The 23,514-nt window shown below is 67.6% G+C and carries 21 protein-coding genes; 8 read left to right on the forward strand and 13 right to left on the reverse strand.

Annotated features, from left to right (window positions below):
* Positions 1-44: 44 nt before the first annotated feature.
* Together glpK and glpD are read right to left on the reverse strand one after the other, a co-directional pair.
* Positions 45-1,547, reverse strand: a complete 1,503-nt coding sequence (glpK, locus tag WS89_RS24415; RefSeq protein WP_059794021.1) for a glycerol kinase GlpK — start codon at positions 1,545-1,547, stop codon at positions 45-47.
* A gap of 104 nt (positions 1,548-1,651) precedes the next feature.
* Entirely contained in the window at positions 1,652-3,175 is a 1,524-nt protein-coding gene (glpD, locus tag WS89_RS24420) for a glycerol-3-phosphate dehydrogenase (protein WP_059794023.1), read from the reverse strand.
* A gap of 162 nt (positions 3,176-3,337) precedes the next feature.
* On the opposite strand from glpD, the gene WS89_RS24425 reads away from it, so the two are divergent.
* A complete protein-coding gene (locus WS89_RS24425; RefSeq protein ID WP_041489246.1) occupies positions 3,338-3,706 on the forward strand; it encodes a hypothetical protein in 369 nt (122 codons plus the stop codon).
* 90 nt (positions 3,707-3,796) lie between these two features.
* Here WS89_RS24425 and WS89_RS24430 read toward each other — a convergent pair whose 3' ends face one another.
* Positions 3,797-3,994 (reverse strand): hypothetical protein, encoded by a 198-nt coding sequence (locus tag WS89_RS24430; protein WP_006477892.1) that lies wholly within the window; start codon positions 3,992-3,994, stop codon positions 3,797-3,799.
* A gap of 301 nt (positions 3,995-4,295) precedes the next feature.
* Complete coding sequence (locus WS89_RS24435) at positions 4,296-5,075, reverse strand: DeoR/GlpR family DNA-binding transcription regulator (protein WP_034208319.1); 780 nt, start codon at positions 5,073-5,075, stop codon at positions 4,296-4,298.
* Between the two features lie 211 nt (positions 5,076-5,286).
* On the opposite strand from WS89_RS24435, the gene WS89_RS24440 reads away from it, so the two are divergent.
* The 3 genes from WS89_RS24440 to WS89_RS24450 all read left to right on the forward strand — a co-directional run bounded on the left by WS89_RS24440 (position 5,287) and on the right by WS89_RS24450 (position 8,658).
* Entirely contained in the window at positions 5,287-6,927 is a 1,641-nt protein-coding gene (locus tag WS89_RS24440; protein WP_059794025.1) for a gamma-glutamyltransferase family protein, read from the forward strand.
* A 326-nt stretch (positions 6,928-7,253) separates the two neighbouring features.
* Positions 7,254-8,081 (forward strand): ferritin-like domain-containing protein, encoded by an 828-nt coding sequence (locus tag WS89_RS24445; RefSeq protein ID WP_059794100.1) that lies wholly within the window; start codon positions 7,254-7,256, stop codon positions 8,079-8,081.
* Positions 8,082-8,151: 70 nt separating this feature from the next.
* The gene (locus WS89_RS24450; protein ID WP_059794027.1) at positions 8,152-8,658 is read left to right on the forward strand and encodes a hypothetical protein; all 507 of its coding nucleotides are present in this window, start codon (positions 8,152-8,154) and stop codon (positions 8,656-8,658) included.
* Here WS89_RS24450 and WS89_RS24455 read toward each other — a convergent pair.
* The 3 genes from WS89_RS24455 to WS89_RS24465 form a co-directional block, all read right to left on the reverse strand.
* A complete protein-coding gene (locus WS89_RS24455; RefSeq protein WP_059504521.1) occupies positions 8,652-10,103 on the reverse strand; it encodes a DEAD/DEAH box helicase in 1,452 nt (483 codons plus the stop codon). The genes WS89_RS24450 and WS89_RS24455 overlap by 7 nt on opposite strands.
* Positions 10,104-10,240: 137 nt before the next feature.
* Positions 10,241-11,539: a c-type cytochrome gene (locus tag WS89_RS24460; RefSeq protein ID WP_059794029.1), complete on the reverse strand. Its 1,299-nt coding sequence runs from the start codon at positions 11,537-11,539 to the stop codon at positions 10,241-10,243.
* 19 nt (positions 11,540-11,558) lie between these two features.
* Positions 11,559-12,323: a c-type cytochrome gene (locus WS89_RS24465; RefSeq protein WP_034208313.1), complete on the reverse strand. Its 765-nt coding sequence runs from the start codon at positions 12,321-12,323 to the stop codon at positions 11,559-11,561.
* Between the two features lie 378 nt (positions 12,324-12,701).
* Here WS89_RS24465 and WS89_RS24470 point away from each other — a divergent pair, with 378 nt between their 5' ends.
* Complete coding sequence (locus WS89_RS24470) at positions 12,702-13,634, forward strand: CopD family protein (protein WP_059504525.1); 933 nt, start codon at positions 12,702-12,704, stop codon at positions 13,632-13,634.
* A 179-nt stretch (positions 13,635-13,813) separates the two neighbouring features.
* Here the strand turns inward: WS89_RS24470 and dgoD are convergent, their stop codons facing one another.
* A complete protein-coding gene (dgoD, locus tag WS89_RS24475; protein WP_059504527.1) occupies positions 13,814-14,962 on the reverse strand; it encodes a galactonate dehydratase in 1,149 nt (382 codons plus the stop codon).
* A 145-nt stretch (positions 14,963-15,107) separates the two neighbouring features.
* Between dgoD and WS89_RS24480 the strand changes: the two genes are divergently transcribed.
* A complete protein-coding gene (locus WS89_RS24480) occupies positions 15,108-15,791 on the forward strand; it encodes a FadR/GntR family transcriptional regulator (protein ID WP_034208310.1) in 684 nt (227 codons plus the stop codon).
* A gap of 33 nt (positions 15,792-15,824) precedes the next feature.
* Here the strand turns inward: WS89_RS24480 and WS89_RS24485 are convergent, their stop codons facing one another.
* Positions 15,825-16,070 carry a DUF1272 domain-containing protein gene (locus WS89_RS24485; RefSeq protein WP_006483256.1) on the reverse strand — a complete coding sequence of 82 codons (246 nt, stop codon included), beginning with the start codon at positions 16,068-16,070 and terminating at the stop codon, positions 15,825-15,827.
* A 148-nt stretch (positions 16,071-16,218) separates the two neighbouring features.
* On the opposite strand from WS89_RS24485, the gene WS89_RS24490 reads away from it, so the two are divergent.
* On the forward strand, positions 16,219-16,566 hold the full coding sequence (locus tag WS89_RS24490; RefSeq protein ID WP_059794031.1) for a GFA family protein: 348 nt from the start codon (positions 16,219-16,221) through the stop codon (positions 16,564-16,566).
* A gap of 39 nt (positions 16,567-16,605) precedes the next feature.
* Here the strand turns inward: WS89_RS24490 and WS89_RS24495 are convergent, their stop codons facing one another.
* The 4 genes from WS89_RS24495 to WS89_RS24510 form a co-directional block, all read right to left on the reverse strand.
* A complete protein-coding gene (locus WS89_RS24495) occupies positions 16,606-19,713 on the reverse strand; it encodes a transglycosylase domain-containing protein (RefSeq protein ID WP_059794033.1) in 3,108 nt (1,035 codons plus the stop codon).
* Positions 19,714-19,959: 246 nt separating this feature from the next.
* Positions 19,960-20,847, reverse strand: a complete 888-nt coding sequence (locus tag WS89_RS24500) for a LysR family transcriptional regulator (RefSeq protein ID WP_059794035.1) — start codon at positions 20,845-20,847, stop codon at positions 19,960-19,962.
* Positions 20,848-21,210: 363 nt separating this feature from the next.
* Complete coding sequence (locus WS89_RS24505; protein WP_059794102.1) at positions 21,211-21,522, reverse strand: cupin domain-containing protein; 312 nt, start codon at positions 21,520-21,522, stop codon at positions 21,211-21,213.
* A gap of 59 nt (positions 21,523-21,581) precedes the next feature.
* Positions 21,582-22,265, reverse strand: coding sequence for a DJ-1/PfpI family protein (locus WS89_RS24510; RefSeq protein WP_059794037.1), 684 nt, complete (start codon positions 22,263-22,265; stop codon positions 21,582-21,584).
* A gap of 117 nt (positions 22,266-22,382) precedes the next feature.
* Between WS89_RS24510 and WS89_RS24515 the strand changes: the two genes are divergently transcribed.
* Complete coding sequence (locus tag WS89_RS24515; RefSeq protein WP_059504539.1) at positions 22,383-23,357, forward strand: GlxA family transcriptional regulator; 975 nt, start codon at positions 22,383-22,385, stop codon at positions 23,355-23,357.
* The last annotated feature ends 157 nt before the right edge of the window (positions 23,358-23,514 follow it).

Genomic DNA, 23,514 nt, shown 5'->3' on the forward strand with positions numbered 1-23,514 from the left:
CGCGGTCCGCCGGTGTTGTTGTATTTCGTTCGAGGGTGTTGCGGTTACTGCGTGTCGTCGGCCCATGCCTTCGCGGCGCGCACCGCACGCTGCCAGCCGGCCATGCGCTGCTCGACCTGCTCCTTCGGCATCGACGGCGCGAAGCGGCGATCGAGCTGCCACTGGTCGCGCACTTCGTCGAGATTCTTCCAGTAGCCGATCGCGAGGCCCGCGAGGTAGGCCGCGCCGAGCGCGGTCGTCTCGGTGATCTGCGGACGCACCGCATCCACGCCGAGCAGGTCCGCCTGGAACTGCATCAGCAAGTCGTTCGCGCTTGCGCCGCCGTCCACCCGCAGCTCGCCGATGCTGATGCCCGAATCGGCTTCCATCGCGGCCAGCACGTCGAGCGACTGGTACGCGATTGCATCGAGCGCCGCGCGGGCAAGATGCGCAGCGCTCGTGCCGCGCGTGACGCCGAACACCGAGCCGCGCGCCCGCGCGTTCCAGTGCGGCGCGCCGAGGCCGGCGAAGGCGGGCACGAGGTAGACGCCGTCGGTATGCGGCACGCTGGCTGCGAGCGCCTCGATTTCCGCGGCCGTCTTGATGAGGCCGACGCCGTCGCGCAGCCACTGCACGACCGCGCCCGCGATGAAGATGCTGCCTTCGAGCGCGTACTGCACGTCGTCGCCGATCTGCCACGCGATCGTCGTGACGAGGTTGTTCTTCGACTCGATCGGCTTGTCGCCGGTGTTCATCATCAGGAAGCAGCCGGTGCCGTAGGTGTTCTTCACCATGCCCGACGTCGTGCACATCTGGCCGAACAGCGCGGCGTGCTGGTCGCCGGCGATCCCGGCGAGCGGGATCTTCGACGCGAACACGGTGGTCTTCGTGTGGCCGTAGATCTCCGACGACGCCTTCACTTCCGGCAGCATGCTGCGCGGGATGTCGAGCAGTTCGAGCAGCTCGTTGTCCCACTCGCGCGTGTGGATGTTGAACAGCATCGTGCGCGACGCGTTGGTCACGTCGGTCACGTGCAGCTCGTGCTTCGTGAAGTTCCACACGAGCCAGCTGTCGACGGTGCCGAACGCGAGCTTGCCCTGGCGGGCCTTGTCGCGCGCGCCCGGCACGTTGTCGAGGATCCAGCGGATCTTGGTCGCGGAGAAGTACGAGTCGATCGGCAGGCCGGTCTTCGCGCGCACCTTCGCTTCGAGGCCCTGCTGCTTCAGCGAATCGCAGAAGTCGGCTGTGCGCCGATCCTGCCAGACGATCGCGTTGTAGACGGGCTGGCCCGTCTCGCGATCCCAGACGATCGTCGTTTCGCGCTGGTTCGTGATGCCGATCGCGGCGATCGACGTGCCGTTCAGGCCCGTGCGCGTGACGGCTTCCGCGGCGACGCCGGCTTGCGTCGACCAGATTTCCTGCGGGTCGTGCTCGACCCAGCCGGGTTGCGGGTAGATCTGTTCGAATTCCTTCTGGGCGATCGATACGATATTGCCCTGGCGATCGAACAGCATCGCGCGGGAACTCGTGGTGCCCTGGTCAAGCGCGAGGATGTACTGGTCCTGCATGTCTCTCATCTCCATCCGTGGATTGGCTTAGTTGTGATGCGCGCCGCATGTGGGCGGCGCGTCGGTGAATCAACGTCGGTCAGGCAACTGCAACTGCATTCGAATCAGGCGTGCGGCGCATGCGCGGCGGCGAACCATGCGTCGACCGCGGCGGTCACGGCATCGAGCGTGCCGGGCGCGACGTGCAGCCCGAGCTTCGAGCGCCGCCACAGCACGTCCTGCGCGCAGGTCGCCCATTCGGCGTCGCGCAGGTAGCGCAGTTCCGCGTCGTGGATGCCCGGTGCGATTTCGGCGCCGAGATCGGCAAGCGACTTCGCGCCGTCGATCACGCGCTCCGCACGGGTGCCGTACGCACGCGCATAGCGGCGCGCGAGTGCGGCGGGCAGCCACGGATGGCGTTTCGCGAACGCGCCGGCGAACCCGTCGAACTTCGCGTTCGCGATGTCGCCGCCCGGCAGCGCGATGCCGGCCGTCCAGGGCTTCGCGTCGCGGCCGAGCGCGCGGCACAGCATGTCGCCGGCTTCTTCCGCGAGCTTGCGGAACGTCGTGATCTTGCCGCCGAACACCGACAGCAACGGGGCGCCCGCGCCGTCGTCGAGCTCGAGGCGATAGTCGCGCGTGACGGCCGATGCGTTCGCCGCGTTCTCGTCTTCCAGCAGCGGGCGCACGCCCGAATAGGTCCAGTGCACGTCGGCCGGCGAGATCTTGCGCTTGAAGTAGCGGTTGATCGAATCGCACAGGTACTGCGTCTCGTCGCGATCGATCGCGACCTTCGCGGGATCGTTCGTGTATTCGACGTCGGTCGTGCCGATCAGCGTGAAATCGTGCTCGTACGGAATCGCGAAGATGATCCGCTTGTCCGGGTTCTGGAAGATGTAGGCGTGATCGTGATCGAACAGGCGGCGCGTGATGATGTGGCTGCCCTTCACGAGCCGCACGCTGTGATGCGCGCCGCGGCCGAGCGCGCCGTGCAGCACTTCGCCGACCCACGGGCCGGCCGCGTTCGCGATCGCGCTCGCGTGTACGACGCGGATCGAACCGTCGGCCTGCTGCAGCCGCGCTTCCCATGCGTCGCCGCGGCGCTCGGCGGAAACGAGCTTCGTGCGCGTCAGGATCTCGGCGCCGCGCTCCTTCGCATCCATCGCGTTCAGCACGACGAGGCGGGCGTCGTCGACCCAGCCGTCGGAATACACGAAGCCGCGCTTGATCGAGTCGATCAGCGGCGCGCCGGCCGCATGGCGGCGCATGTCGATGCCGCGCGAGCCGGGCAGCAGCTCGCGTTTCGCGAGGTGATCGTAAAGGAACAGGCCGATGCGGATCAGCCAGGCCGGGCGCAGGTTCGGCATGTGCGGCATCACGAAGCGCAGCGGCCACATGATGTGCGGCGCCGCGCGCAGCAGCGTTTCGCGTTCCTGCAGCGCCTTGCGCACCAGCCCGAACTCGTTGTACTCGAGGTAACGCAGGCCGCCGTGAATCAGCTTCGTGCTGGACGACGACGTGTGCGACGCGAGGTCGTCCTGCTCGCAGAGCATGACCGACAGGCCGCGGCCGGCCGCATCGCGCGCGATCCCCGCGCCGTTGATGCCGCCGCCGACGACGAGCAGATCGTAGCGATTCGGTTGGGTCACCTGCTGTCCTTATCGTCTGTTGAAATAGGGCGAACATGAAATGTTCGAATTCGAAATTTAACGAACGAAATCGAAAAAGTAAAGTTCGAAAAAGCGGGGCCAGTAGCGCGCCAGCCGATCCCGGACGATACTGACGAAATCGACCGTTTCGCGAGGTGAATCATGCGTATTGGGATGTGGGCCGGCGTGTGCGCCGTCCTTCTGGCGGGGTGCAGCGCGGGTATGCCGCCGCTCGCCGGCAACTGGCGGGCGCCGTCGTTCGTCGACCTGCAGACGTCGTGCGGCGGCGCGGCGCGCGACTGGGGCGCGGACGCGCAGCCGGTCTACTCGACGCTGTACGACGCGTACGTCGCGAAACGGTATCGCGGGCTGACCGAGGCGAACTATTGTGCGTTCGTAAACGAACTTTCGACCCACTATGTGGCGCCCGACGCGGCGGCGCGCGCCGGCTGGATCGCCTATTTCAACGGGGCGCGTGCGCAGGCCATCAGCTGGCGGGCGGCGGTCGATCCGACGCTGCGCGGCGGCTGATGCCGGGGGCGGCGAACGGCGGGCAGGCGGGAGGCCGAAACGAACGCGCGGCCGGAGTCCGGCCGCGCGTTCGGGTCAAAGCGGCGGGGCTTACGAATAGCGGTACTTGATGGATCGCAGCGCGGCGTCGCCGGTCTCGGTCACGCAGTATTTGCGTCCCGAGCCGAGCCCTTCCAGGCGGACGAGCTGTTGTTCGAGCAGGATGTCCAGTTCATCCCGATCCATGTCGCGCTGATCAGGCGCGTCCTTCACAAGCAAGAGCGTGGCGAATTCATGCGGACTCAGCATCGTTCTCTCCATGGCAATCGGACTGCCCGCGCGGCCGGCGCATACGCCGCCGCGCGATACCCCGCGAGGGTATGGCTTGGGGGGAAAAGCTGCATTCGCCGGCCTGCGATTCGCACCGCCCTGGCACAGGCGGATCGGCGAACGGGCCGGGGAACTGGAGTCTAGTCGAGCGCGCAGGCAACGACAAATCGTGCCCCGTTAATTTTCCGTTTGACAGAAGGGCCCGCCGCGAGCGGTTCGCGCGCGGCGTCAACTTCTTGATTTCACTTGAAGTTTCAGGTGCGCTGCAACATCGCGAGCGTCATTCCGCGACGTACACCTGGGTGCCGGCCGCGGCCACCGTGTCGGCCATGTCGGGCGGCAGCGGCTTGTCGGTGAAAAGCGCGTGCACCTGGCTCAGATGGCCCTGGCGCACCAGCGCCGGGCGGCCGACCTTCGAATGGTCGGTCACGAGGTAGACCGTGCGCGCATGCTGCATGATCGCCTCGGCCACGCGCACCTCGCGCGTGTCGAAATCGCGCAGCGTGCCGTCGGCCTCGATCGCGGACGTGCCGATGATCGCGTAGTCGACCTTGAATTGGCGGATGAAGTCGATCGCGAGCTCGCCGACGATACCCTTGTCCCACGGCCGCACGATGCCGCCCGTGATCAGCACCTCGCAGTCGGGGTAGCCGCTCATCATCGACGCGACGTTCAGGTTGTTCGTGATCACGTGCAGCCCGTGATGGCGGTTCAGCGCGCGCGCGACTTCCTCGGTCGTCGTGCCGAGGTTGATGAACAGCGATGCCTGGTCGGGGATGTGCGATGCCGCGAGCGCCGCGATGCGTCGTTTCTCGTCGTGGAACATCCGCTGGCGCGCCGTATACGACACGTTCTCCGAGCTGGTCGGCAGGCTCGCGCCGCCGTGGTAGCGGCGCAGCAGGTTCAGGTCGGCGAGCCAGTTCACGTCGCGGCGGATCGTCTGCGGCGTCACCGCGAAATGCGCGGCGAGATCGTCGACGGTCACGAAGCCGTCGCGCTGCACCCATTCGAGCAATTCCTGCTGGCGCGCGTTGAGGGTGAGGCGGGGATCTCGGGTCATGGCTCGATGGTCGGGTCGTGAGACGGAGCGGGTATTGTAAGGGCGGCAACGGCGTTCGGCCGGCCAGCCGGCCGTCGGCGCACATGAATCATGTAGAAATTGCATGGATTCATGTGACAAATGAATTTGTGCGATTGCGCCGATCGCGCTGCAATGGCGGATTGCCCGCTCGCGCGGGCGCGTTCATTCGGCTTTCGACGAGGTGGTATCGATGACTGATTTCAACTGGCACAACCCGTATCCGTCGACCCGCATTCCGGTGTTCGCGCGCAACGTCGTGTCGACGTCGCACCCGCTTGCCGCGCAGGCCGGGCTGCGGATGCTGTGGAAGGGCGGCAACGCGGTGGACGCGGCGCTGGCCGCGGCCGCCGCGATCACGGTCGTCGAGCCCGTGTCGTGCGGGCTCGGCGGCGATGCATTCGCGCTCGTGTGGGACGGCGAGCGGCTGTCCGGGCTGAATGCATCGGGCGTCGCGCCGGCCGCGTGGAACGTCGACTACTTCCGCAAGCGCCACGGCGCCAACGCGCGCGGCATCGCGAACAAGCCGACGCGCGGCTGGGACACCGTCACCGTGCCGGGCGTGATCGCGGGCTGGGAAGCGCTGCACGCGAAGTTCGGTTCGCTGCCGTTCGCGGACCTGCTCGAGCCGGCGATAGAGATCGCGGAGCGCGGCTATTCGGTGTCGCCGATCGTCGCGCACAAGTGGGCGGCGGCCGTTCCCGAACTGCAGGGCCTGCCCGGCTTCGCGGACACCTTCATGCCGCGCGGCCGCGCGCCGCTCGTCGGTGAACGCATGTGCCTGCCCGGGCATGCGCAGACGCTGCGCACGCTCGCGAAGGACGGTGCCCGTGCGTTCTACGAAGGCGCGCTCGCCGAGCGTATCGCCGCGTTCGCGCGCGAAGGCGGCGGCGCGCTGACCGAAGCCGACTTGCGCGCGTACCGGCCGGAATGGGTCGAGCCGATCGGCAAGCGCTTCGGCCGCCACACGATTCACGAGATCCCGCCGAACGGGCAGGGCATCGCCGCGCTGATCGCGCTCGGCATCGCCGAGCATGCGGGCGCGACCGAATGGCCGATCGACTCGGTCGATTCGCAGCACCTGCAGATCGAGGCGATGAAGCTCGCGTTCGCGGACGTCTATCGCTACGTCGCCGATCCGCGCGCGATGGACGTCACGCCCGAACAGATGCTCGACGATGCCTATCTCGCCGAACGCGCGAAGCTGATCGATCCTGCCCGCGCGACGCACTTCGCCGCCGGCCGCCCGCATTCGGGCGGCACGATCTACCTCGCGGCGGCCGACGAACGCGGAATGATGGTGAGCTTCATCCAGTCGAACTACATGGGCTTCGGTTCGGGGCTCGTCGTGCCCGGCACGGGCATTGCGCTGCAGAACCGCGGGCACGGCTTCTCGATGGACCCGGCTTCGCCGAACGTCGTCGCGGGCGGCAAGCGGCCGTTCCACACGATCATCCCGGCGTTCGTCACAGAGGAAGCCAACGGCCGCACCGAGGCCGTGATGAGCTTCGGCGTGATGGGCGGCGACATGCAGCCGCAGGGCCATCTGCAGACCGTCGTGCGGATGCTCGGCTATGGCCAGCAGCCGCAGGCCGCATGTTGCGCGCCGCGCTGGAAGGTCAACCGCGACTTCACGCTCGACGTCGAGGCGACGATGAACCGCGCGACGGTCGACGCGCTGGCCGCCCGCGGCCACACGATCCAGTCGATCGACGATCCTTACATGGATTTCGGTTCGGGGCAGTTCGTCTGGCGCCTCGATCCCGACGATCCGGAGCGCGGCTACGTGGCCGCGAGCGACAGCCGGCGCGACGGGCTGGCGGCCGGTTTCTGACGGATCGCTTCCAGCGTTACCGGCAATTTTCACGCATCACGGGCGGCCCGGCGGCCGCCCGTTTCGTTTCGCGCGGCGGATACGGTCGCACGCGCGCAAGCGGTTCGAAGGCCTCGTCTAACGAACGGCAACGGACGCCGTGGAACTGCGCCTGCCGGGTATGGTCAGTGCTTTGGAGCACGAACGTCAAAGTCCGGCTAAGATGCCAGGATGGTTCGGCCGGACCGATTCACTATAAACGCATGTAAAACGCCGCCTGCGGATCGGCTGGCGCCTGTGCCCCAGGCATGGGCCGGCCTCCGCGCGACGACTGGGAGCGCACCACCATGGACACCAAAACGACGCATGTGATGCCGTGGCGTATCGAGGACATCGACCTGAACCGGATCGATCGTCAGCGTGCCGCCGCGAACGAGGATCTGTTGTTGCTGCTGTGCGCATCGTCGTTCATCGAAAGCGGCTCGGATCTCTATACGAGCAATCTGAGCGAATTCTTCAACGACGATCCGGAAGTTTCCGCATGGCTCAACAATGCGTGGGAGCACGAAGAATTGCAGCACGGCCGCGCGCTGAAGGCGTACATCGCGCACGTGTGGCCCGAGTTCGACTGGGATACCGCCTTCGCGAATTTCTTTGCCGAGTATTCGAAGACCTGCTCGGTCGAGGCGTTCGAAAAGACCCGCGCGCTTGAAATGGTCGCACGCTGCGTCGTCGAGACGGGCACGGCCACGCTCTATCGCGCGATCAACGAATGCTCGGACGAGCCGGTGCTGAAGGAAATCACCGACAACATCCGCACGGACGAAGTGCGCCACTACAAGCACTTCTTCAAGTTCTTCAAGAAGTACAACCAGGTCGAAGGCAACGGCCGGCTCGCGGTGCTCGGGGCGCTCGCGCGCCGCGTGATGGAAATCAAGAACGAGGATTCCGAGATCGCGCTGCGCCACGTATTCGCGATCCGCTATCCGGACCGCGTCGGCGACAGCCAATACAACCGCGAGCGCGCCGCGCGCATCAGCAGGCTCGTGCGGCGCAACCTGTCGGCCGACATGTGCGTGAAGATGCTGCTCAAGCCGCTCGATCTGCCCGCGAAGATCCAGCCGAGCGTCCACTATCCGCTCACGAAGATCACGCGGCACGTTTTCCTGCGCTGATCGCCGCGGCGCGGCCCGTCGCGCTATGCTGGCGCATCCTCGTCCGATCCGTACCCGGGGCCACGCCATCATGACCGATACCCATCGCCACGCGCTCGAACAATGGACCTTCGACGCGTGGCCGTCCGCCGTCGTGTCGTTGTTCGACGGCACCGCACTCGAACGTCATGCCGATATCGCCGCGTCGCTGATCGTCGCGACCGACGACGGCCAGTTGCGCACGACGCTGCTCGGCGTCGGCGAGATCTATGCGCACGATGCGCGCACGCTGCTGATCGCGCTCTGGCCGCAGTCGCGGACGGCCCGCGCGATCGCGCAACGGCGCACGGCCGCGTTGACGCTCGTCGCGGACGGTGCGTTCTTTCAGGCGCAACTGGAGATGGCGCCGCTCGAAGGAGACTTCGGGGGACTGGCCGGATTCGCTGCGACGATCGCGCACGGCGATGCGCAGCGGGTCGGCTATGCGCGTCTCGCGACGGGCGTCACGTTCACACTGGAAGGGGAGCGCGCCGCGGTGCTCGCACGCTGGCAGCGCCAGATCGAGCACCTGCGGCGCGCGGCCGCGCGGCTTCAGTGACCGCGCTGGCCGCTGCGCGACGAACGGTTGCGGTTCGCGTGCGCGGCGTTGCCGCTCGCCGGCCGGGCGCCGTTGCCGCCGCCCGCCGGACGGCCGCCGCCGTTACCACCGGCGCCGCCCTGCGTGCGCGGCTTCGCTGCCTTTTGCGGTGCCGCTTTCGGTTGCCCGGCCTTCGGTTGCGCGTTGCCGTCGCGTTTCGCGGCCGGCTGGCCTGAGCCGCCGCCACGCGGCGGGCGATTGCCGCCGCCGCCGCGCGGTTGCTGTTGCCCGCGGCGTTGCTGGATCGGCTCCGGCTTCGCGTTCGGATCGGGTTCGAAGCCTGCGATCACTTCCTGCGGGATCTCGCGCTTGATCAGCCGCTCGATGTCGCGCAGCAACTGCTTCTCGTCGACGCACACGAGCGACACGGCTTCGCCGGTCGCGCCCGCGCGGCCCGTGCGGCCGATCCGGTGCACGTAATCCTCGGGCACGTTCGGCAGGTCGAAGTTGACGACGTGCGGCAACTGGTCGATGTCGATCCCGCGCGCGGCGATATCGGTCGCGACGAGCACCTGCAGCGTGCTGTTCTTGAACTCGGCCAGCGCGCGCGTACGGGCCGACTGGCTCTTGTTGCCGTGGATCGCCATCGCGCTGATGCCGTCCTTCGTCAGTTGCTCCGCAAGCCGGTTCGCACCGTGCTTGGTGCGCGTGAACACGAGCACCTGGAACCAGTTGTGCTCGCGGATCAGGTGCGTGAGCAGCTCGCGCTTGCGGTCGCGGTCGACCGGATGAATCTTCTGCGCGACGCTCTCGGCGGTCGTGTTGCGGCGGGCGACCTCGATCAGCGCGGGCGAGTCGAGCAGGCTGTCGGCAAGCGCCTTGATCTCGTCGGAGAAGGTGGCCGAGAACAGCAGGTTCTGGCGCTGCGGCGGCAGCTTCGCGAGCACGCGCTTGATGTCGTGGATGAAGCCCATGTCGAGCATCCGGTCGGCTTCGTCGAGCACGAGGATGTCGAGATCCGACAGGTCGATGGTCTTCTGCTGCATGTGGTCGAGCAGGCGCCCCGGCGTCGCGACGACGATGTCGACGCCGCGCTTGAGCGCATCGATCTGCGGATTGATGCTGACGCCGCCGAACATCACGGTCGAGCGCAGCTTCAGGTACTTGCTGTACGCGCGCACGCTTTCCTCGACCTGGGCGGCGAGTTCGCGCGTCGGCGTGAGGATCAGTGCGCGCACCGCGCGCTTCGCGCCACGGTGCTCGGCATAGAACGTGTGCAGGCGTTGCAGGATCGGCAGCGTGAAGCCGGCGGTCTTGCCGGTGCCGGTTTGTGCGCCGGCGAGCAGGTCGCCGCCGCCGAGGACGGCCGGGATCGCCTGCTGCTGGATCGGGGTCGGCGACGTGTAGCCGAGCTCGTTGACCGCCTTGACCAGCGGTTCGGCCAGGCCTAGAGATTCGAAAGACATAGATACCACTCTTGAGTTTTATGATCGGCGATGCATCGCGCGGCCCGCGCGGCAAACCTGCATCGCAAAACAGCCAAAAAGCAAAAGGGCGCGGCCGCGGTTTCCCGCAGCCGCGCCCCGTGTGTGTGAGCCGCTTCTTAGTCGAGCGGCGCGGAACGCAGATCGCTCACCTGTTGCGGCGAGATCGGCGTACCGTTGTTACCCCAAGACATCCGGATATACGTGACGACCGCCGCGACTTCCTGGTTCGACAGCGACTGTGCGAACGGCGGCATCCCGTACGGACGCGGATTCTTGAACGTGCTCGGCGGGTAGCCGCCATTCAGCACCATGCGGATCGGGTTGACGGCCGATTCCATCATGATCGAGTGGTTGCCCGCGAGCGGCGGATAGGCCGGCGGCTTGCCGGCGCCGTTTTCGGCGTGGCAGGTCGCGCAGTTGTCCGCGTAGATCTTCTTGCCCTGCTCGAACAGCGCGTTGCCGAACTGCTTCGACGGCTCGTACTGCATGTTCTTCGGCGCTTCGGCCTTCTGCGGGATCGACTTCAGGTACGTCGACATCGCGCGCGTATCTTCGTCGGTCATGTACTGCAGGCTGTTGTGGACCACGTCCGCCATCGGGCCGAACACCGCGCCCTTTTGCGACACGCCGGCTTGCAGCAGGTCGGACAGCTCCTGCACGTGCCAGTCGCCGAGGCCGAGTTCCTTGTCGTTCGTCAGCGACGGCGCATACCAGTTCTGCAGCGGGATCAGGCCGCCGGCGAACGCCGACGAGTTCACCGGGCCGCCCATCATGTTGATCGACGTGTGGCACATCGAGCAGTGGCCGAGGCCTTCGACGAGATACGCGCCGCGGTTCCATTCGACCGACTTCGTCGGATCCGGCTTGTACTCGCCTTCCTTGAAGAACAGCGTGCGCCAGCCGATCAGCAGGTTGCGGTTGTTGAACGGGAACTTCAGTTCGTGCGGGCGGCTCGGCACCGACACCGGCGCCACCGAGCGCAGGTACGCGTAGATCGCGTCCGAATCGGCGCGCGTGACCTTCGTGTAGCTCGCGAACGGGAAGCCCGGATAGAGCAGGCTGCCGTCCTTCGAACGGCCGGTGTGCATCGCGCGGTAGAAGTCGTCCGACGTCCACTTGCCGATACCGTTCTGGTCGTCCGGCGTGATGTTCGGCGTGTACATCGTGCCGAACGGCGTCGCCATCGGCAGGCCGCCCGCGAACGGCTTGCCGCCGCGCACGGTGTGGCACGCGATACAGTCGCCCACGCGCGCGAGGTATTCGCCCTTCTTGATCAGCGCGGCCTGGTCGGCCGGCGTGGCCGCGACGGCGGCAGCGCCGTGCAGCGTGTCGTTGCCCGGCCACAGAACCGGCACGAGGGCGGCGGCCGCGATGATCGCGACGGCCGAGAGTGCAAACAGGGACTTGCGTTTCATTGTGTCTGTCTCCCTTGCCTTATTGCGGTTCGCTGCCGCAGGCGAGCGGAGTCTTCATCGAACGCGCCGGAGCCGGCACGGGGTTGGCGGGCGCCGGTTGCGCGGCGAGCCATGCGGTCACGGCCGTCACGTCTTCGTCGGAAAGCTTCGCGGCGATGTCGTGCATGCAATCGGGCGCCTTCGCGTGGCGGTTGCCCGAGCGCCATGCGCCGAGCTGTGCGCTCAGGTAATCGGCGTGCAGGCCGACGAGGCCCGGGATCGCCGGCTGCATGCCGGTCAGCCCTGCGCCGTGGCAGGCCACGCAGGCCGGCAGCTTGCGGGACGGGTCGCCCTGCGTGACGAGCTGCTTGCCGCGGGCGAGCGTCGCGGCCGGCAGCGTCGGCTTCGCCGGCGTCGGGTACGGCGGACGTTCGGCCGAGAAGTGCTCGGCGATTTCGCGCAGGTAGTCGTCGTTCAGGTACGTCAGCAGGTAATTCATCGGCGGGTACTTGCGCCGGCCGTCACGGAAGTTGACGAGCTGGTTGTACAGGTACTCGGCCGGCTTGCCGGCAAGCCGCGGGAAATAGTCGTTGTCCGTGCCCTGGCCGTGAACGCCGTGGCATGCGGTACAGCCGCGCACACGCTCGGCCATGGTATCGGGTGCCTTGAGCGGCGCCTGCTGGGCGTGCGCTTGCTCCGTGGGCTTGGTCTGCGCTTGGGCAGCGCTCGTAAGGCCCGCGCCGCCGATCATCAGAACGGCGAGCAGCGGACGGAAGAGGCGTCTTGAAGACACACGAGACTCCATGATTATTCGTCGGGGACCTTGTCCGGGCTACGATCGGCTCGGCGCATGGACGGCAGGACAGCCGGGCTGCTGCGACGCGGCATTCTATCATCGATGGGTAATGACGGCTATTTGACGAAAGGACATCGGTTCCTGTCTGTTTGCGACTTGCGACAATTTGACGCGCATTGCGCCACGCGCGAGTGAACCGGCGTGCGCTTTCACCCTCGAAGACCGTACACTCGCGGGTCGCGCGGCGCCGCCTCCGCCGCAGGTCCAGTCATTTCTCCCGTTTCCGGATTCATCGATGACGTTTCTTACCGTGCCGTTGCCTGCCTCACGCCGTCCGTCCCGTTGCCGCCGCACTGCCGGCCTGCCGCTTGCGGGAGGGCATGCGCGATGAAGTTCGACAGTTTGTGGATCGGGCAGGTCGCGCTCGCGGCGCTGATGGACGCGGCGTTCGCGATGGCGGTCGGCTCGGCGCTGCTCAAGGCGTGGCTCGGCAAGGACGGCGCGCGGCCGGTCGTCGCGCCGTCGCACCCCGCATGGCTGCGTGCGCAACATTCGCTGGTCGCGGCGGCGCTGGCACTGGTGCTCGCCGATCTCGGCTGGCTCGTCTACGAGGCCGCGGCGATGAGCGGCGCGGGGCTCGGCGGCGCGTTCGCCGCGATGCCCGTCATGCTGATGCAGACGCACACGGGCTTCGCGTGGAGCGTCGCGTTCGCCGGCGCGGTGGTGCTCGCGATCGTCGCGCTCGCGAAGCCGGACGGCCCGCTCGCGCATGCGGTGCTGTGGCTCGCGGTGATCGTGGTCGCGGCCGGCAAGGCGTCGCTCGGCCATGCGGCCGATAGCGGCGTGCTGTCCGCGGCGGTCGGCGTGCAGACGCTGCACCTGCTGGCCACCGCCGTATGGGGCGGCCTCGTGCTCGCGGGTGGGCTCGCGGTGCTGCCGGCGCTGGGGTCGTCGGTCGCGCGCGGCGCGCTGATCCGCATCGGCCAGCACCTGTCGCGTACGTCGATCGTCGCGGTCGTCTTCGTGCTCGGCACCGGCGTGCTCAACGCGATCCGCGGGCTCGGCGGCTCGCTCGCGCCGCTCGACGGCAGCACGTGGGGGCGCGTGTTGCTGCTGAAGCTGCTGCTCGTCGCGCTCGCGCTCGTGCTCGGCGGGCTCAACCGCTTCTCGGCGCTGCCGCGCCTGCGCCGCACCGCGTCGACCGAGGACGCGTACACGTTCCGCAACATCCTGCATCTCGAAGGGATGACGATGATCGGCGTATTCGTCGCGGCGGCCGTGCTGTCGTTCAGCGTGCCGGGGTTCGCGGCGCTCGGCTGACGGCGCGCTCCGTGCGGCGCGACGTCATGGCGACGCGCATGTAAAACGGCCGCCCTGCCGGGCGGCCGTCCGGAACCGGCTGTCCGAGACCGGCTGTCCGAAACCGGCCGTCCGCAACCGGCCGTCGGCAACCGAATGCGTATCGCGCCGGCCGCAGCCGCGCGCGATGCGCATCGCACTCACCACTCGGCGACGCTGCCATCCGCGTGGCGCCACACCGGGTTGCGCCAGCGATGGCCCGTCTTCGCCATCTCGCGCACCTTTTCCTCGTTCACGTCGATGCCGAGCCCCGGGCCCTGCGGGATCGCGACGAAGCCGTCTTCGTAGCGGAACACTTCGGGATTGCGCAGGTAGTCGAGCAGGTCGTTGCCCTGGTTGTAGTGGATGCCGAGGCTCTGTTCCTGGATGAATGCGTTGTAGCTGACCGCGTCGAGCTGCAGGCACGCGGCGAGCGCAATGGGCCCGAGCGGGCAGTGCAGCGCGAGCGCGACGTCGTAGCTTTCCGCGAGCGTCGCGATCTTGCGGCATTCGGTGATGCCGCCCGCGTGCGATGCGTCCGGCTGGATGATGTCGACGTAGCCGCCCGCGAGGATGTGCTTGAAGTCCCAGCGCGAGTACAGCCGTTCGCCGAGCGCGATCGGCGTATTGGTCTGGTTGACGATGTCGCGCAGCGCCTCGGCGTTCTCCGACAGCACCGGCTCCTCGATGAACATCAGCTTGTACGGGTCGAGCTCCTTCGCGAGCACCTTCGCCATCGGCTTGTGCACGCGGCCGTGGAAGTCGACGCCGATTCCCACGTGCGGGCCGACCGCATCGCGCACCGCCGCGACGTTCGCGATCACCTGCTCGACCTTGTCGTAGGTGTCGACGATCTGCAGTTCTTCGGAGCCGTTCATCTTCAGCGCCTTGAAGCCGCGCTCGACGACCGCGCGCGCATTGTTCGCGACGTCGCTCGGCCGGTCGCCGCCGATCCACGAATACACCTTGATGCGGTCGCGCACCTGGCCGCCCAGCAGCGCGTGCACCGGCACGCCGTGATGCTTGCCCTTGATGTCCCACAGCGCCTGGTCGACGCCGGCGATCGCGCTCATCATGATCGGCCCGCCGCGATAGAAGCCCGCGCGGTACATCACCTGCCAGTGATCCTCGATCAAGCGCGGGTCGCGGCCGACGAGGTAGTCGGCCAGTTCGTGCACGGCGGCCTCGACCGTGTGCGCGCGGCCTTCGACGACCGGCTCGCCCCAGCCGACGATGCCCTCGTCGGTTTCGATCTTGAGGAACAGCCAGCGGGGCGGGACGACGAAAGTTTCGAGGCGAGTGATTTTCATGAGGCGAGTCTCCATGATTGACCGGCGCGGCCGTGCGGACGCGGCGCGCGATCCGTGCTTTCGCGGTTATCCTAGCGTAGTCGAATAAAAAATAGTATTAATAGCATTAATGTGCAGATAGTGGGCACCCGCCCGACGGAGAACGATCATTCAACGCGACCTGCATGGACAGACGGCCTTCCGGCTCGCGACGGCGATCCTGCGCGGCGACTATCCGCCCGAATCGCTGCTGCCGAGGGAACCCGACCTGATGGAGATGTACGGCGTGAGCCGCACGGTGATGCGCGAGGCGTTGCGCACGCTGACGTCGAAGGGGTTGGTCGAATCGCGGCCGAAAGTCGGCACGCGCGTGCGGCCGCGCCGTGCGTGGAACCTGCTCGATGCCGATCTGCTCGACTGGTATGCGCGCGTCGCGCCGCCGCTCGCGTTCGCGCTGAAGCTGCAGGAGATGCGCGAGATGATCGAGCCATACGCGGCCGCGCTGGCCGCGCGCACGCATACGCCCGACGCGTTCGACGCGATCGAGGGCGCGGCGCGCGCGATGGCCGCCGCGCGCAACGTCGACGAATGGGTGCGCGCCGACCTGCGCTTTCACCTGAGCGTGCTGGAGGCCGGCGGCAACGAGCTGCTGGTGCCGCTCGGCGCGCTGATCGATCGCACGCTCGAGGCGCAACTGCAACTGAATGCGCGTCGGGCGGACGTGTACAACGCGTCGCTTGCCGAGCATACGGCCGTCAGCGACGCGATCCGCGTGCGCGACGAGGACGGCGCGCGCCGCGCGATGGCGACGCTGCTCGCGGTGACGCGCGCGCGCATCGAAGCGTCGTGACAGGAGCGGGGCGGGGCGGCCGGTGCCGCGCCGTCAGGCGTTCGCGCAGCCGCCCGGCTTGTGGATGCGTTCCGTCGACGGCGGGTACTTCGCGAGCAGGCTCGCCGGTCGCCGCGGGCGCGCGACCAGGTCGCCGCCGCAGTTCGGGCAGCGGCCCTTCAGCACGTCGTCCGCGCAGGTCGCGCAAAACGTGCACTCGAATGTGCAGATGCGCGCTTCCGCCGAATCGGGCGGCAAGTCCTTGTCGCAGCATTCGCAGCCGGGGCGCAGTTCGAGCATGACGGTCTCCTGGGTCAGTGAAGGATGGGCGCCGCCCGGACATTGCGTGCGGCGCATGCGAGCGCTACTGTACGCGTTTGTATCGGCCCGGCCAACGGCGTCCCGCCCGGGCGCCGGCGACGCCCATGGGCCGCACCGGGAGACGACCATGCTTTATCGCGGAAGCTGTCACTGCGGCGACGTGACGTTCGACGCGGAAGGCGACCTGCAGGGCGTGATGGCGTGCAACTGCTCGATCTGCCAGCGCAAGGGTGCGCTGATGTGGTTCGTGCCGCGCGACCGCATGAAGCTGCTGACACCCGACGAGAATCTGGCGACCTACATGTTCAACAAGCACGTGATCCGGCATCGCTTCTGCAAGCGCTGCGGGATTCATGCGTTCGGCGAAGGCGTCCACCCGGACGGCACCGCGATGGCCGCGATCAACGTGCGTTGCCTCGAAGGCGTCGACCTCGACGCGCTGCCCGTCACGCACTACGACGGCCGCTCGCGCTGAACGGCGCGCGGGCGCGGGCGCCGATGCGCCGCAATCGGCTCAGGACGGTTGCACGGCGGCCGCGTTCGGCGCAGGCGTTTCCGCCTGCGGTGCGGGCCCGGCGGTGCGCGTGCCGGCGTCGGCCGGGCGTTCGATCAGCGGCGCGAGCGCCGGCGCCATCGACTTCAGCAACTGCACGGCCATCGCGCTCGTGAAGTCGTAGCGCGCCGCATACGGCTCATGCGCGGTCGCCGTCAGCACCCCGAAGAACCGGTCGCCGATCGCGAACACGAAGGTGCCGCTGCGGTTGACCTTGCGCGACTCGATCAGCCGCGCGCCGCGCGCATAGACGTTGAAGCGCTGGTCGCCCGTCCCCGTCTTGCCGTACACGTCGAGCGTCTTGCCGTCCGGCAGCGTGAGCCCGCCCGCGAGGCGGCGCGCGGTGCCGTGGAGCACGACGTCGCGCAGCAGCGTGTGCGCGACGTTGACGATCTCCGGCGCCAGCATCGGCTGCGGCTGCGCGGCCGCGCGGACGAAGCGGGTTTCGTACGGCGTGCCTTTCGCGAAATCGAGCCGCGTGATCGTTTCGGTCGGCGCCTTCCGGCCGCCGTTCGCGATCAGGCCGATCAATTTCGCGAGCGCGTCGGGCTGGTCGCCCGATGCGCCGATCGCGGCGGCATAGGACGGCGTCACTTCCGCGAACGGGTAGCCGAGCGCGCGCCACGACTTCGTGATTTCCGCATACGCGCGCAGCTCGACCATGCGGCGGATGCGCCGGTCCTGCGTCGCGTGGTAGCGGGTCTTGTACAGCCACGAATACGTGTAGAAGCGCGCATCGCGGCTGTCGCGCTGAACGTCGGCAAGCGCTGCGCCCGGGTGCGCGCGCAGGTAGTTGAGCGTCCACAGCGCGAGCGGATGGACGCTCGCGATATAGCCGCGGTCGTTGAGGTTGAAGCGGTCGATCGCGTACTTCGCATAGAGCGCGGCGAGATCGTCGTCGGACAGCGTCGCGGCCGGCGTGCCTTTCAGTTGCGCGCGCATCTGCGCATCGAACCACGCGAGCGATTCGTTCGGCGCGACGCTGCGCAGCACCGTCGCGATCTTCGGCGGCGACTTGCGTACGTCGCGCAGCATCAGCGCGAGCGCGTCGTCGGGCGCCTTGCCCGCATAGCGCGTGTAGTAGCGCTTCACGTAGACCTGGCTTTCGCCGTCGACGAATTGCTGGAGGTAATGCTGGCGCTGCGCGGGATCGCCCAGCCACGACGACGACGGGCCGGCCGCCTGCAGCGTTTCGTAGTGGACGATGTCGCGCATCAGTCGCACGAACACGAGGTTCACCGAGTGCTCGAACGCCGCGTGCAGCGTCATGATGCGGCCGTTGTCCGACTTCTCGAAGTTGGAGAACACTTGCGCACCGCCGCCCGTGTAGAACACGTCCGGGCTCGCCGAATACTTGCGTTCGACGGCTGCATCGAGCATTGCCTGCAGCGAGCGGTCGCGCGTATGCGACAGGTAGTCGAGCGCCCAGCGCGACAGCCCGTCGATCGGATCGGGCTTCACGCGCGCCAGCTCCGCGTTCGACAGGTTCGCATAGCGCGCATGCAGGTCGGAGACGATCTGCAGGTACGTGATCAGCGTGCGCAGCTTCGCGGTCGAGCCGAGGTTGATGCGGCCGCCGCGATTCACGTCGAACGGCTGGTTCACGCTGTCGGTCTGCACGCGCAGCAGGTTCGCGCCGTTGCGGTGTTCGTACAGCGTGAAGCTGTACGTGAGATGCGACGGGTCGTCCTTCGGCGCGAGCATCTCGAAACCGTACAGGCCGGCGGCCTGCGCGCCGTCGCGCGTCGACGCCTGCGCGAGCCGCTGCGCGACCGCCTGCTGCACGCCGTTGTCGAGGGTGCTGGTGGCCTGCAGGTCGAGCTGGTCGAGCTGGTACAGGTCGCTGATGCCGAGCGCGGACAGCAGCGACGCGCGTGCGGACGTCACGGCCTTGCGCGACACGAACGACTGCACGCGCGCGGCGGCCGGCGGTGCGCTGCGTTCGATCTGCGCGGCGAGCGCGGCGTCGCGCAGCGCGGGCGAGATCACGCCGCCGTTCGACAGCAGCCGCAGGTAGCTGTCGGTCAGCTTCTGCAGCGCCGGATAGCCGCGGTTGAGGAAGTACGACGGCGCGCGCTGCGCGATCAGCAGCGACAACACCTCGCGGAACGTCTTGCCCTGCTGGTCGACGTTGTCGCCGGTCGTCGGCGCGGACAGCACGCGGTTCACGTCGTTGAAGTCGCGGCCGTACCACGCGGCCAGACCGTCGCCGATGCCGGTGATTTCGCCCACGTGCGGCCGCGCGGCGAGCGGCACCGAGTTCAGGTAGCGCACGACGATCGTGCGGCGCGCGAGCATCGTCTGCGGGCCGTTCAGGTAGGCGCGCACCGACGCGGACGCGATCTGCCGCAGCTTCTCGGGCGGCGTCGCGGTGCGGCCCTCGGGCGAATGGCGGAACTTCTCGATCTGCGTCGCGAGCGTGCTGCCGCCCGGGCGTGCCTGGTGGCGGTTGACGACGTGCAGCGCCTGGTCGGCGAGCGCGCGGCCGAAGCGCCCCCAGTCGATCGCGGGGTTGCGGTTCGGTTCGTTCGCATCGAGCAGGTAGCGATCCTCGATGAACAGCAGCGAATCGGCGATCACGCGCGGCACCGTGTCGAAGTCGGCATAGACGCGCTGCGGAAACACGGTCGCGAACAGCGGCGAGCCGGTCGAATCGAACAGCATCAGGCCTGTCTGGTCTTTCTCTTCGTAAGGGAGAAACAGCCCGCGCTGGCCGAGCGACAGCATCCGCTGCGAATCGCGCGCCTGTTCGCTAACGACGAAGCCGCGTGCAAGCAGTCGTTGCTGGAACGCGGGAATCATCGCGTAGCCGAAGCGCCGGTCGTACGGGCCGTCGGCGGGGAAGCGGATGTGGTCGCTCGGCCCCGCTTCGACCGTGTAGCCGACGTCGCGGGTGAGCTCGGACAGGTAGTGCGCCTGCAGCCGGGACGTTTCGATCTCGGTCTGCACGAGCCGCGCGACGATCGCCACCGCGATCAGCAATGCGGCGAGCAAAGACCACTTGACCCACGTCCAGACCGATGCCGGACCGGTCACGCGCGGCAGGATACGATTCAGCGGCCGATTCATGGCGGCGTCTCCCTGAGGGCGCGGTTATCCGGCCGCACCCCATTAAGGATTAGTGTAGTCCTCCGCGGCGGGCTGCCAAGGGCGGTCGACTACCGAGATGCGCCGGCGCAACAGGCGTGCCCATGCCGGCCGGGGGATGGGCCGACGGCCGTCGAACGCCTGCCGGCGGGCCGCCCCGGCGACGCGAGGGCCGGGCGGGCGGCGGCGGGTCGGCGTGAAAAAATGGTGCGCGATTTCGTCGTTCATTCAACTGACGAAATGGTCGATCAGGTGATCGACGAAAAGCCGGGCCTTGCGCGGAAAGTGCCGGCGGCTCGGGTACGCGACGTTCATCTCGAGGGCCTCGAGCAGATAGCCTGGCAGCAGCGCGAGCAGCCGGCCGTCGTCGAGATCCCGCTCGACGAGGAAGTCGGGCAGCACGGCGACGCCCATGCCCGACAGCGCCCAGTTCCGGATCAGGCCGGCGTTGTTCGACGACGCGGACTTGTTCGGACGCACGGTGATGCGCGTCTGGTCGTGATCGAACGACAGGTATTCGCCCGCGAAATCGGCATGGAATGCGAGGCACGCGTGCGACGCGAGATCGTGCGGATGGCCCGGCGCGCCATGCCGGTCGACATAGAGCGGCGCGGCGCAGACGATCCGTTTGATGCGCGTGAGCGGGCGCTTCACGAGGGTGTTGTTGCTGATGTGCTGGGACAGCAGCAGCCCGATGTCGAAGCCCTCGGACACGAGGTCGACGTGGCGGTCCACGATCGTGACTTCCGGCACGATGGCCGGATGCAACGTCTTGAATGCATCGATCGCGGGCGCGAGCACGTGCATGCCGAACATGACCGGCGCGGCGATCTTCAGCGATCCGATCGGTTCGTGATGCATCGATGCGATCGTATCCTCGACCCGGTCGATTTCGTCGATCACGTGACGTATCTGCGCCAGATAGAGATGGCCTGCGTCGGTCAACGACAGGCTGCGGGTCGTGCGATTCAGCAGGCGTGCGCCGAGCCGGTCCTCGATGCCCATGACGAGCCGGGTGGCCGACGAATTGGAGATGTTCAGTTCCGTGGCCGCGCGCGCAAAACTGCGCAGTTCGGCGACCTTGACAAATAACCGCATCGGCAGGAGTTCGTCCATTTTTTTATCGATAAAGAGAAAGCGGTGATTGAATTCTATCTATCGATTTGGTGATTTGAACGACTCGTTTGGGCGATTGATTATTATGAAATCACCTGTTTATCCGGTGTGCGAGCAGCCTGAGAATAAAGGGTTCCGGCGTGAATCGGCGATCGAATCAACGATTCGATTCGATCGCCATTAAAACTTTTTGATGGTTTTGTATTTAGTAATTGTACGAAAATATAGGCTGATTTTTTATTTAAAGCATCAGGCATTCTCGATGCAACGCGATGTCGAGCCGGACGCGTCCCTGTCGCCACGGCAGATTCGCACCCGGACGCGGTCGCCATCCGCGCGGCATCGATGCGCGCGCGCCTGCCGTCACACGCTGCCTTCGGTCTCGATCACGAGGATGCGCGCGGCGCCGAGCGGATGCGCGACGTGCTCGGTGCCGGCCGTCGCGTGGAAGACGTCGCCCGTTTCGAGCACCGTCGCGTGCTCGACGCCTGCGTCGCGATAGCGCATCTCGACGCGGCCATCGAGCACCGCGAACACCTCCTCGCCGTCGTTCACATGCCAGCGATAGGGCTGGTCGGTCCAGTGCAGCCGCACCGTGATGCCGTTCAGATTCGCGATGTCGAGGGCGCCCCACGCGAGGTCCGCCGTGAATGCGGCACTCCGGATGATGTTCATCGATGTGTTCTCCTGCACGTGTGTGCGCCGCTTTCCGGTGATTTTTCCGACATCCGCATTCAGCGCGACGTGGCGCGCAGCGCCTGCTCGACGATCTGCTTGCGCTTCGCGAAGCCGGCCGCCGAACGCTCGGTGACGCGCTCCACGACCGCGGCCGGCGCGGTGTCGGGCGAGCCGGCGTCGAACGGCGGCGCGGGCGCGTATTCGAGCTGCAACTGGATCGCCTGCGCTTCTTCGTCGCCGACCAGCTCCGCGGCGATCGTCAGCGCGAAATCGATGCCGGCTGTCACGCCGCCGCCCGTGACCAGGTTGCCGTCGCGCACGACGCGCTCGCGCACGGGGATCGCACCCAGCGGTTCGAGCAGCGCGTGGAACCGCCAGTGCGTCGTCGCACGCCGCCCGCGCAGCAGCCCGGCCACGCCGAGCAGCAGCGAACCCGTGCAGACCGACGTCACGTAGCGCGCGGTGGCCGCGCGCCGTTGCACGAACGCGATCGTTTCGGCATCGAGCAGCAGTTCGTTGATGCCGATCCCGCCGGGGATGCAGATCACGTCGAGCGGCGGGCAGTCGTCGAACGTACAGGTCGGCGCGAGCGCGAGGCCGCTGCTCGACGCGACCGCGTCGCGCGACTTCCACACCAGATGGACGGCCGCGTCCGGCAGCGACGCGAGCACGTCGTGCGGGCCGGTGAGGTCGAGTTGCTGGACGCCGGGAAAGACGAGAAGGCCGATATGCAGGGTCATGCGAAGGCTCCGGGAGGGAAGGGAACGTGTGCCGTTCGGCACGGGATGGACAGATCGATTCTAGGCGCGTAGTGTTTGGCGAAATTGCCATATCACCCACGTTTTCAGCCAATCGTCATGCCTGCCGCCACCCCGCGTTCGATCCTGATCCTCGCGTTTGCCCGTGCGCAACTGCTCGACGTGACGGGGCCGCTGCAGGTGTTCGCGTCGGTCAACGAGCTCGCGCTGGAGCGCGGGCAGCCGGCGCCGTATGCGCCGCGCGTGGTGGCAGTCGAAGCGGGGCCCGTCGAGACGTCGTCGGGCCTCGTCGTGATGGCCGAGTCGCTGCGCGCGGCCGCGCGCCATCCGGATACGCTGATCGTCGCCGGCGGCAAGGGCGTGCATGCGGCGTCGAAGGATACGCGGGTGGTGCGGTGGGTGCGGCAGCAGGCCGGACGCGCGCGGCGCGTGGCCTCGGTCTGCACCGGCGCGTTCCTGCTCGCCGAGGCCGGCCTGCTCGACGGGCGGCGCGCGGTCACGCATTGGGCGCGCTGCGACGAATTCGCGGCGCGCTACCCGAACGTGCGCGTCGAGCCGGACCCGATCTTCATCCGCGAAGGCGCGCTGTGGACGTCGGCCGGCGTGACGGCCGGCATCGATCTCGCGCTCGCGCTGGTCGAGGAGGATCTCGGGCGGGCGACCGCGCTCGACGTCGCGCGCGAACTCGTCGTGTTCCTGAAGCGTCCGGGCGGGCAGGCGCAGTTCAGCACGATGCTGTCGATGCAGCGCACCGCCGATCGGTTCGGCGAGCTGCACGCATGGATGGCCGAGCACCTGACGGCCGACCTGTCGGTGCCCGCGCTCGCCGAACGCGTGAGCATGAGCGAGCGCAGCTTCGTGCGCCACTATCGCGCGGAGACCGGCCGCACGCCTGCGCGCGCGGTCGAGCAGATCCGCGTCGAAGCCGCGCAACGCCTGCTCGGCGAAACGGCGTGGCCCGTGAAGCGGATTGCCGGGCGTTGCGGCTTCGGTTCCGAGGAGACGCTGCGGCGCAGTTTCGTGCGTGTGCTCGGCGTGTCGCCGCAGGCGTATCGCGAGCGGTTCGTGCGGTAACGTACTGCGGATGATCGAGGCCGGCGCGGCGGCGCCCGGAACTGAACGGAAACCGGTCGGTTTCCAGTCCGAAGCGTCGAAACTATTCAGGATCGGAGAACAATGGGCGGGGGCTTGTGCCGCGCCCGCCGCGCGCTCTATTCTGTTCCGTTGGCGA

The organism is Burkholderia sp. MSMB1072, from assembly GCF_001524725.1.
Taxonomy (GTDB): domain Bacteria; phylum Pseudomonadota; class Gammaproteobacteria; order Burkholderiales; family Burkholderiaceae; genus Burkholderia.

What these genes read in the sequence shown, in the direction of transcription:
- WS89_RS24460 (WP_059794029.1), bottom strand. Translation starts at nt 11,539, where the DNA reads ATGAAACGCAAGTCCCTGTTTGCACTCTCGGCCGTCGCGATCATCGCG.
- WS89_RS24505 (WP_059794102.1), bottom strand. Translation starts at nt 21,522, where the DNA reads ATGAACATCATCCGGAGTGCCGCATTCACGGCGGACCTCGCGTGGGGC.
- WS89_RS24515 (WP_059504539.1), top strand. Translation starts at nt 22,383, where the DNA reads ATGCCTGCCGCCACCCCGCGTTCGATCCTGATCCTCGCGTTTGCCCGT.
- WS89_RS24435 (WP_034208319.1), bottom strand. Translation starts at nt 5,075, where the DNA reads ATGACCCGAGATCCCCGCCTCACCCTCAACGCGCGCCAGCAGGAATTG.
- WS89_RS24495 (WP_059794033.1), bottom strand. Translation starts at nt 19,713, where the DNA reads ATGAATCGGCCGCTGAATCGTATCCTGCCGCGCGTGACCGGTCCGGCA.
- WS89_RS24430 (WP_006477892.1), bottom strand. Translation starts at nt 3,994, where the DNA reads ATGCTGAGTCCGCATGAATTCGCCACGCTCTTGCTTGTGAAGGACGCG.
- WS89_RS24490 (WP_059794031.1), top strand. Translation starts at nt 16,219, where the DNA reads ATGCTTTATCGCGGAAGCTGTCACTGCGGCGACGTGACGTTCGACGCG.
- WS89_RS24425 (WP_041489246.1), top strand. Translation starts at nt 3,338, where the DNA reads ATGCGTATTGGGATGTGGGCCGGCGTGTGCGCCGTCCTTCTGGCGGGG.
- WS89_RS24510 (WP_059794037.1), bottom strand. Translation starts at nt 22,265, where the DNA reads ATGACCCTGCATATCGGCCTTCTCGTCTTTCCCGGCGTCCAGCAACTC.
- WS89_RS24450 (WP_059794027.1), top strand. Translation starts at nt 8,152, where the DNA reads ATGACCGATACCCATCGCCACGCGCTCGAACAATGGACCTTCGACGCG.
- glpK (WP_059794021.1), bottom strand. Translation starts at nt 1,547, where the DNA reads ATGCAGGACCAGTACATCCTCGCGCTTGACCAGGGCACCACGAGTTCC.
- WS89_RS24445 (WP_059794100.1), top strand. Translation starts at nt 7,254, where the DNA reads ATGGACACCAAAACGACGCATGTGATGCCGTGGCGTATCGAGGACATC.
- dgoD (WP_059504527.1), bottom strand. Translation starts at nt 14,962, where the DNA reads ATGAAAATCACTCGCCTCGAAACTTTCGTCGTCCCGCCCCGCTGGCTG.
- WS89_RS24470 (WP_059504525.1), top strand. Translation starts at nt 12,702, where the DNA reads ATGAAGTTCGACAGTTTGTGGATCGGGCAGGTCGCGCTCGCGGCGCTG.
- WS89_RS24440 (WP_059794025.1), top strand. Translation starts at nt 5,287, where the DNA reads ATGACTGATTTCAACTGGCACAACCCGTATCCGTCGACCCGCATTCCG.
- WS89_RS24465 (WP_034208313.1), bottom strand. Translation starts at nt 12,323, where the DNA reads ATGGAGTCTCGTGTGTCTTCAAGACGCCTCTTCCGTCCGCTGCTCGCC.
- WS89_RS24455 (WP_059504521.1), bottom strand. Translation starts at nt 10,103, where the DNA reads ATGTCTTTCGAATCTCTAGGCCTGGCCGAACCGCTGGTCAAGGCGGTC.
- WS89_RS24500 (WP_059794035.1), bottom strand. Translation starts at nt 20,847, where the DNA reads ATGGACGAACTCCTGCCGATGCGGTTATTTGTCAAGGTCGCCGAACTG.
- WS89_RS24485 (WP_006483256.1), bottom strand. Translation starts at nt 16,070, where the DNA reads ATGCTCGAACTGCGCCCCGGCTGCGAATGCTGCGACAAGGACTTGCCG.